Genomic DNA, 2,351 nt, shown 5'->3' on the forward strand with positions numbered 1-2,351 from the left:
GTAAGCCCGTAATATAAAAAAGCGCACCTTTTCGGTACGCCGCACAAATAGCCCGAATGCTTCAAGCTTTTGAAGCAACGGGCTATTATTTTTTACATTCCAGCTGAATCTGTGAAGACCACGGCAGATAGTCATCCAGTCGTGAAGGATCCTGTCTGAATTCCAGATTCGGCAGTTCAGTAAACACCTTTTGTAAATATGCATAGAAATCGATTCCATGTAATTTGGCGGTCTCTGCCAGGCTGAGACAGATGGCGTTCGCTCTCGCGCCCGCTTCGCTGACCGAGAACAGCCAGTTTTTTCGTCCGATCACATTCGGACGGATGGCGTTTTCTGCCGGATTGTTATCGATCTCCAGGCGACCGTCGGTTAAGAAAAGCTGAAGTTCTTTTTTTCGCTTCAGCGTATATTCTGCCGCTGTTGCCAGCGCGTTCGTCCCGTAAAAAGGACTTTCCTCAATCCATTTGAAGAATTTCTTCACGATCGGCTTGGAATACTTTTTCCGCATTCGACGGCGTTTCCCTGGCTGTAATTCACGAAACTGCCGTTCCAGTGCATAGAGCTGGTTACAGAAATCTACGCCAATCTGTCCGTTCTTGGAGTTGGCTTTCAGCCAATATCTGCGGACGTGCGCCCAGCAGTTGGCGAATTGAATATCCGGCAGCTTATCGTAAGCTGAATACCCATCGCAAATAATGGTTCCCCGAAACCCTTGAATAAAGGACGTGAGTACCGCACGGGAACGCGACAGGGAGCTTTGGAAGAGCACCATGACAGGACCTTGGCAGGGAATCGTTTTGCACACCCAATTATACGCCTTGCTTTGAGCCGGTTTACCATCCGTGCGAAAAAGGACCTGAGCTGAGGTTTCATCCACATGCAGGACGTTCCGACAAGCTAACAGTTCTTTCATTCGCTCGTATAGCGGAGCTAACCAGTCTTCGGTTGCACGGATGACCCAGTTGGACAGATTTTTGTCATTCGCTTTGAGTCCATGACGTGCCCATTCCTTTACCTGTCGGTAAAGAGGAAGATATTGCGTGAACTTCTGGTAAATGACGTGGGCCAAGACACTCGGCCCGGCGACACTTCTTTGAATGGCAGGCTGCGGGGCCTTTCCTCTAACAATCATGGAGGAAGCATTCGAATCTGCCTTGCAGTGTGTACATTCGTAGGTATGCTCTACGTGCTGAATACGTTTCAGACTGGCCGGAATGAATTCCGCCTCTTCTCGAACGACCTGCCCTTGCCCGATTTCCGTTAGGCGTTGTAAGCAACAGCCACATTCCAACTGATCGGGGTGATGATGAATGACTTCCGTGGGAACTCTTTCATCAAATAGATCATTTCGTTTCTTCGGGCGTTTTCGGACAACAGTATAAGAAATCATCTGTTGGCTTTGTTCTTCTGTCTGCTCAGAATCGAGAAAAGGGTTCTCGTCCTCATCGAATAAGGATCCTTGCCCGTCGGGCACTTGATATTTAGATTTCTCGGTTTTAGAGCCGAATAATTGCTTGGTCAAATACTGTACCTGTTGAGTCAACGTCTCTACCTGTCGGGACAGCTTTTCATTTTGCTCATTGGAATACGCCAATTGCTCTTCCAATAGCGCAATGACTTTTTCCAAAGATTCTTCTGCTGAACGCTTGGCCATTTCCTTCACCGCTTTCCTGCTCGTTGTGAGTAGTATACCGGATTTCGCAGGACCTGAATAGCTATTTTTAAAAAGCGCCTTTTGCAGACGGCGGAATCGCTTTGGGCTGTTGTATAGACAGCCCTTCAAGCAACCAGCGGAGTTCCTGTTGTGACAGATTCTTCACCTCAGATTCACTTCGGGGCCATTGCAGCTTGCCAGAATCTAATCGCTTGTACAACATCGCAAACCCATCACCGTCAAAATAGAGACACTTATAACGATCCTTCTTCCAACCGGCGAACAAAAAGATCGAGTCGCTGTAGGGATCCAGTTCGAAGGAATCCTGGACCAATGTCGCTAGTCCATCGATGCCCTTTCGCATGTCGGTCTTTCCGCAGACAATATAGATATTCTGCACATCCGTATAATCTTGCTTCATGAATGCATCAACTCCCTCATGACGGCTCGGATGATGCGCTCTTCGACGCCATTATGGAAATAAATTTCGGCATTTGCCACCTTGATGGAACAAGCACCTGGTGAATTGCTGGCAGTGGCAGCCGGAAGGCTGGGAGAAGAGATAGGGTGTAAGGTAACGGGGACAATCGTTAATGGTTTTGTTATCGGCATGAAAAGCACCTCCTAGATCAAATGATATCTTGATCATACCGGGAGGTGCCTTGAAAATATATGCGTTGTTTGATTACGGGCTTAC

Annotated in this window: 3 protein-coding genes; all 3 read right to left on the reverse strand. The window is 47.9% G+C overall.

Going from position 1 to position 2,351, the window contains the following annotated elements; genetic code table 11:
* Window positions 1-85 precede the first annotated feature (85 nt).
* The 3 genes from tnpC to NCCP2331_RS18135 all read right to left on the reverse strand — a co-directional run bounded on the left by tnpC (window position 86) and on the right by NCCP2331_RS18135 (window position 2,266).
* A complete protein-coding gene (gene tnpC / locus NCCP2331_RS18125) occupies window positions 86-1,654 on the reverse strand; it encodes an IS66 family transposase (RefSeq protein WP_251672103.1) in 1,569 nt (522 codons plus the stop codon).
* 67 nt (window positions 1,655-1,721) lie between these two features.
* Window positions 1,722-2,075, reverse strand: a complete 354-nt coding sequence (tnpB, locus tag NCCP2331_RS18130; RefSeq protein ID WP_251672101.1) for an IS66 family insertion sequence element accessory protein TnpB — start codon at window positions 2,073-2,075, stop codon at window positions 1,722-1,724.
* The gene (locus tag NCCP2331_RS18135) at window positions 2,072-2,266 is read right to left on the reverse strand and encodes a hypothetical protein (protein ID WP_251672102.1); all 195 of its coding nucleotides are present in this window, start codon (window positions 2,264-2,266) and stop codon (window positions 2,072-2,074) included. The genes tnpB and NCCP2331_RS18135 overlap by 4 nt, the downstream gene beginning before the upstream one ends.
* Between the last annotated feature and the right edge of the window lie 85 nt (window positions 2,267-2,351).

This window comes from Sporosarcina sp. NCCP-2331 (assembly GCF_023707945.1).
GTDB classification, from domain to species: domain Bacteria; phylum Bacillota; class Bacilli; order Bacillales_A; family Planococcaceae; genus Sporosarcina; species Sporosarcina cascadiensis.

Coding starts and splice junctions, on each gene's coding strand:
- tnpB (WP_251672101.1), bottom strand. CDS start 2,075: ATGAAGCAAGATTATACGGATGTGCAGAATATCTATATTGTCTGCGGA.
- tnpC (WP_251672103.1), bottom strand. CDS start 1,654: ATGGCCAAGCGTTCAGCAGAAGAATCTTTGGAAAAAGTCATTGCGCTA.
- NCCP2331_RS18135 (WP_251672102.1), bottom strand. CDS start 2,266: ATGCCGATAACAAAACCATTAACGATTGTCCCCGTTACCTTACACCCT.